At 68.2% G+C, this 5,273-nt stretch carries 6 protein-coding genes and 1 pseudogene; 6 read left to right on the top strand and 1 reads right to left on the bottom strand.

The window, feature by feature from the left end; genetic code table 11:
* The first annotated feature begins 53 nt into the window (after positions 1-53).
* Genes BUC15_RS18410 through BUC15_RS18425 form a run of 4 tightly spaced genes read left to right on the top strand, consistent with a single transcriptional unit; the run spans position 54 to position 3,680 of the window.
* The gene (locus BUC15_RS18410; RefSeq protein ID WP_073191485.1) at positions 54-1,055 is read left to right on the top strand and encodes a ParB N-terminal domain-containing protein; all 1,002 of its coding nucleotides are present in this window, start codon (positions 54-56) and stop codon (positions 1,053-1,055) included.
* A gap of 12 nt (positions 1,056-1,067) precedes the next feature.
* Positions 1,068-1,784, top strand: a complete 717-nt coding sequence (locus BUC15_RS18415) for a hypothetical protein (protein ID WP_226996989.1) — start codon at positions 1,068-1,070, stop codon at positions 1,782-1,784.
* 12 nt (positions 1,785-1,796) lie between these two features.
* On the top strand, positions 1,797-3,407 hold the full coding sequence (locus tag BUC15_RS21330) for a M23 family metallopeptidase (RefSeq protein ID WP_026926271.1): 1,611 nt from the start codon (positions 1,797-1,799) through the stop codon (positions 3,405-3,407).
* A 6-nt stretch (positions 3,408-3,413) separates the two neighbouring features.
* Entirely contained in the window at positions 3,414-3,680 is a 267-nt protein-coding gene (locus BUC15_RS18425) for a DUF6112 family protein (RefSeq protein ID WP_026926270.1), read from the top strand.
* A gap of 14 nt (positions 3,681-3,694) precedes the next feature.
* Here BUC15_RS18425 and BUC15_RS18430 read toward each other — a convergent pair whose 3' ends face one another.
* The gene (locus tag BUC15_RS18430) at positions 3,695-4,561 is read right to left on the bottom strand and encodes a TIGR02391 family protein (RefSeq protein ID WP_026926269.1); all 867 of its coding nucleotides are present in this window, start codon (positions 4,559-4,561) and stop codon (positions 3,695-3,697) included.
* 163 nt (positions 4,562-4,724) lie between these two features.
* Between BUC15_RS18430 and BUC15_RS18435 the strand changes: the two genes are divergently transcribed.
* Together BUC15_RS18435 and BUC15_RS18440 are read left to right on the top strand one after the other, a co-directional pair.
* Positions 4,725-5,045 carry a DUF6112 family protein gene (locus tag BUC15_RS18435; RefSeq protein WP_026926268.1) on the top strand — a complete coding sequence of 107 codons (321 nt, stop codon included), beginning with the start codon at positions 4,725-4,727 and terminating at the stop codon, positions 5,043-5,045.
* 34 nt (positions 5,046-5,079) lie between these two features.
* Positions 5,080-5,273, top strand: a pseudogene (locus tag BUC15_RS18440) (conjugal transfer protein TrbL); the annotation flags it as partial.

A 5,273-nucleotide genomic window follows, 5' to 3' on the forward strand; every position in this document is an offset into this window, starting at 1 on the left:
CTGATCCTCGCGCTCGCACTGGCCGCGCCGAGTGGTGGAGGCGGTGAGTCGTCGTGACCGAGCCACAGATCGGCAGCATCCAGCTCGACCGCACCGTCGATTCGATCCTCGTCGGCGCCCGGCACCGCGCCGACCTCGGCGACATCGACGCCCTCGCGGCATCCATCGGGCGCGACGGCCTGCTGCAACCGCTCACGATCACGATCGACGGCGTACTGGTGTGCGGGGCGCGACGCCTGGCCGCGATCAGGAAGCTCGGCTGGCGCACCGTCAACGTGTGGGTGCGCAGCGGCCTGTCCGACCGGCTCGGGCAGCTCCTCGCCGAGCAGGACGACAACATGCTCCACAAGCCCTACACCCAGCTCGAAGCCGCCGGCCTCTACCGCGAGATCAAGCAGGTCATGGCCGAAGACGCCGCCCGTCGCAAGAGCGCGACCCAGTTCAGCAGCGAGAACCAGCCAGGAAACGACGGTGGTGCAAAATTTGCACCACCGTCGAGCGGGCCGCTTGGGAAGGCCCGGGAGCAGGCGGCGGCGATGATTCCGGGTGGCGCGTCGCACACGACGCTGGAGAAGATCGGCTACCTCGAAGACATCGCTGGCAACCCTGCTCTGCCAGAGACTCTGCGCGCCGAGGCCGCCGCCGGGTTGGGTCGGATCGAGGCCGGTGACGCGGTGCATCCGATCTATCAAGCGATCCGCGATGCCGACACCGCTGCGCGGGAGCGGCGCGAGGCAGAGATGCACGCTCGCGCCGAAGCAGCCGTGGCCCAGGCGAAGTCGATCAAGAAGGGCAAGCGCACCCCACCCAAGCCGTTGCCGCTCGTCACCGGCGACGGCCAACCCGTCCGCTACCCGCTTCGCGCGTTCGTGCAGACCTGGGGCGAGCTCACCAACTGGTGGACCCACTACGACGCCGACACACTCGCCGCCGAGTTAACCGACGAGCAGTTCGAGAACTTCCTCACCACCACCGACGGCACCGTCCGGTTCGCCGACGCCCTCCGTGCCGCACGCGAAGACGCGGTGGAGCGGCCACGACTCCGCGCGCTCTGACCGCTGGCATGGGTGTCGGATGTGCACCTGCTCGGCATGAGCCCTGCACCCACCGATCCCCGGAACCGCCGCCGACTCGTCGCCCTCATCGCCGCCGGCATCGTCCTGCTGCTCCTCGCCAGTGTCGGCGTCTACGGACTCCTCACCGGCCCCCGCACCAGCACCAGCACCGATCCCGGCCCGGAGCCTGGCCCGACCACGACGGCACCGCCGACCGTGGCACCGAGCACGCCCCGGACACCACGGGTTCCAGCGGTTCCGCGTTCGGTAGACCCCGAGACCTTCGCTCGCGGCGTCGCGTCCACGCTGTTCGCGTGGGACACCGCCTCGGGGCTGTGGCCGCTGGACTACAGCCCGACGATCCTCGCGGTCGGTGACCCCAGCGGGGACGAACAGGCGGGGCTGGCCTCCGACGTAGCCGTCTACCTGCCGACCCGAGACGCCTGGATCGAGCTGCGGCAATACGCCACCCGCCAACACCTCACCATCGAGGCCGCGTACGTCCCCGACGGCTGGGCCGACGCGGCAGCGCAGGCCCAGCCGGGGCAGCTCGCGGCAGGAACGACGGCCGTCACGATCGAGGGCACCCGCTACCGTGCCGGGGTCTGGAACGGGCAACCGGTCACCAGCGAGCATCCGGTCGCGTTCACCGTGTTCGTCGTCTGCGCCCCGACCTACCCGACCTGTCATCTGCTGCGGCTCTCGCAGCTCGACAACCCGCTGCGCTGAAGGGCTGGCGTCGTGTTCCGCAAAGCCACCATCGCAGCGCTGGCACTGCTGTTCTTCGCCCCCGCCGCCACGCTCCTCGGGATCGGGGTGCTGATGAACCCCGCCGCTGCGTACTGCGCCACACCTGCCGGGAGCGTGAACCTCGGACCGATCCCGGACGCGCTCACCGTGACCACCGCGAACGACGAGACCTTCACGCTGAATCGTCAGCAGCTCACGCACGCGGCCACGATCATCACGGTCGGCAACGGCATCACCAACGTGGGCCGGCCAGGAATCAAGATCGCGCTGATGGCCGCGCTCACCGAGTCCACGCTGCGGATGCTCACCAACACCGGCACCTACCCCGACTCGGCGAACTACCCGAACGACGGCAACGGCGGCGACCACGACTCCCTCGGCCTGTTCCAGATGCGCCCCCAATCCGGGTGGGGCACCGTCGCCGAGTTGATGGACCCGAACTATCAGGCGCAGGCGTTCTTCGGCGGGCCGACCGGCCCGAACTACCCCTCGCCGCGCGGGCTGCTCGACATCCCCGGCTGGCAACAGATGGACCCTGGCGAAGCCGCCCAAGCCGTCGAGGTCTCCGCCTTCCCCGACGGCTACCGCAACTACGCGCCCGTCGCCGACAGCATCCTCGCCGCCCTCACCACAGGCGGCGGTGCCGCTAGCGGCGCGGGCGGCCCGGCGGTCTTGTCGTCGCGGGTGGTGTTCCCGCTGCCCGAGGGCACCTGGGTGCTGACCTCGCCGTTCGGGATGCGAGTGCACCCGATCACGGGCGAACGGAAGATGCACACCGGCACCGACTTCGCCGCGCCCGACGGCACGCCGATCCTCGCCGCCGCGGATGGCACCGTGACCGTCGCGGAGTTCTCCGGTGGGTACGGCGGCCTCATCGTCATCGAGCACACCATCGACGGCCAGACCGTCGCCACGGCCTACGCGCACATGTGGCAGAGCGGCATCCACGTCCGTCCCGGTGACCGCGTGAACGCAGGGCAGCACATCGGCGATGTCGGCTCCTCGGGCATGAGCACCGGCGCACATCTGCACTTCGAGGTCCGGCCCGGCGGCACGAACGGGGAAGCCATCGACGCCGCCGCCTGGCTCAATGAGCACGGGGCTGCGAACCTGCCGACAGCGACCAGCGGATCACCCGCCGCCTGCAACAACACCACTGCGGGCACGCCGACCGGCGTCGATGGAGACCCCGACCGGCTCGTCGACGATCCCACCAGCTCGGGCAAGATCACCGCCCGCATGCTCCACCTCTACCAGCAGACCCTCGCAGCGTTCCCCGACACCGGCTGGGGCTGCTACTCACCACGCCCCGGCACCAAGTCCGAGCATCCCCTCGGCAGGGCTTGCGACATCACCTTCGGCAACCGCATCGGCCAGCGACCCACCCCGGCACAACTCGACGCCGGCTGGAAGGTCACCAACTGGATGAAGGACAACGCCGACGTGCTCGGCGTCGAGTACCTGATCTGGCAAGGCCAAATCTGGTCCGTCGCCCGCGACGCCGAGGGCTGGCGGCCATACAACGGCGGAGGCATGCACGACCCCGCCTCCATCACCGGCGGCCACTACGACCACCTCCACCTCACCGTCAAGGCAGGGTGACCTGCAATGGGTGTCTTCCCCGACTTCGACGGACTCGGCGGCATCGGCGACCTCCGCGCCGTGGTCGGCGCGCTCCTGACGTTCGTCCTGATCGTGGCCGTCCTCATGCTCATCGTCTCCGCGATCGTCTGGGCGATCGCGACGGCCCACGGAAACTACGCGACCGCCAGCAAAGGCCGCATCGGTGTCCTCGTCTCCGTCGGCGCGGCCGTCCTCGCCGGAGGCGGCGTGGCCTGGATGAACTGGCTACTCACAGTCGGTTCAAGTTTGTAGCTGCGGCTTCGCGGTCATCGGTCTGATTCCTCCGCGTCGGCGCTCGCTGTCTCGCACTGGTCGAGCAGGCGCGCGAGGTAACTGTATGCCGCGAGGCGCTCCATCGCTTCCTGCTCGGACAGTTCGGTGCGCGTGTGCGTCGTCACGTTGCGGACCGTGAGGTTCAGACCAGTGGCCAGCGCGTTGAGGGCCTTAGCGAGCGGTTCAAGACCGCCGCGCATGCTCTTCACCGTCTTGTCATCCGACCCTCCCGGCCAGGTGAGCTTCGGCTTGCCCGGTTCAGGAGCGCCCGACGATAACGTCTGCTGCCAGAAGACCGTGTCATCGACATCGTTCCGGCCGAGACGTTCCTTCCAGTGGACCGTGAGGCCTTCGGCTGCTTCACGAACTGCAACTCGGTACTGATGCGTCGTCCAATGGGCGGAAGCACCAGCCCAGACCACGGGGTGAAACTGTGCGGGAGCGAAGGTCGGAAGGTCAGAGTCGGTACGTGACTCGGCGTCGACGATCATCGCGTCGAGCCTGCCCTTGACGTTGGCGGTCGTAGTCCGAATATCCCGAGGCGCGATGGGGGCCTTGGGCGCAGACATAAATGACCAGTTAGAGATCGGGTCGATCGCTCCGAGACCAGCGATCCCAATGTAGGCACCGGTCACTGACACAGCGCTCGCCGCCAGGCCAGCAGCCTCCGCGACACCGAGTTCGAGCCGTTGAACCTCGCTCTGGTCCTGGCCTTCCTTTGTCCACACAGTAGGAAAGAGGCCGCGCGCCGACATGTGATCCGACTCAACCTGAGTGCTCATCCAGGCGTCGAACGCTTCCTCGAACTTCTCAACAGCGGCACGCAACCGCTGGAGGTAATCCACCCCGTACTGACTCATGTTCCTTGCACCTCTCGTCCGGCGGTCCCGTGCGGGCGAGCGACGCACAGATACTCCAAGGCTACGGGCGGCCACCGACAGGGACGGCGACGAGCGCGCACCTGTCGCGTGTACCCCGTCTGCGAGTTCGTGGGCGGGCCGCCCGTCGCCAAGGAGACCTACCGTGTTCGATCTGCTCGCCAACGTCATGTCCGCGCCGCTGCTGGTGCCAATGGACATCAACATCGACCCCAACACCAACGGCCTGCCGGGGATCAACCAACTGCGCACCATCGTCGGCGCGGTGATGACCATCGGCCTCATCCTGTCCGTGCTCGCGCTGATCGTGTCCGCGATCGTGTGGGGCTTCGGCGCGAACTCCTCCAACCCACACCTCGCCTCGCGCGGGAAGATCGGCGTCCTCGTCTCCTGCGGCGCTGCGGTGATCTGCGGCTCGAGCGTGACGCTCATCAACTTCTTCTGGAACGTCGGCCAGTCCGTCTGACCCGCCCCATCGTCGTCGAGAGCTGGTGTTCGTGATGGGCGTGTGCGACGTTCCCGTGATCTCCTCGGTGTGCGATGCCGTCGGCGAAGGAGCCGCGTCGTTGGTCGCGGCCCCGTTCGACTGGCTCGCGCAGGCGATGGGTGCCGCCGCCGGGTGGCTGTTCGAGGCGGTCTGGTCGGTCTTCGACACCACGACGCTGGTGGATGTCACCAAGCCCGGCTACATCGC

The sequence above is a fragment of the Tessaracoccus bendigoensis DSM 12906 genome (assembly GCF_900141915.1).
GTDB classification, from domain to species: Bacteria; Actinomycetota; Actinomycetes; order Propionibacteriales; family Propionibacteriaceae; genus Arachnia; species Arachnia bendigoensis.

Coding starts and splice junctions, on each gene's coding strand:
- BUC15_RS18425 (WP_026926270.1), top strand. CDS start 3,414: ATGGGTGTCTTCCCCGACTTCGACGGACTCGGCGGCATCGGCGACCTC.
- BUC15_RS18430 (WP_026926269.1), bottom strand. CDS start 4,561: ATGAGTCAGTACGGGGTGGATTACCTCCAGCGGTTGCGTGCCGCTGTT.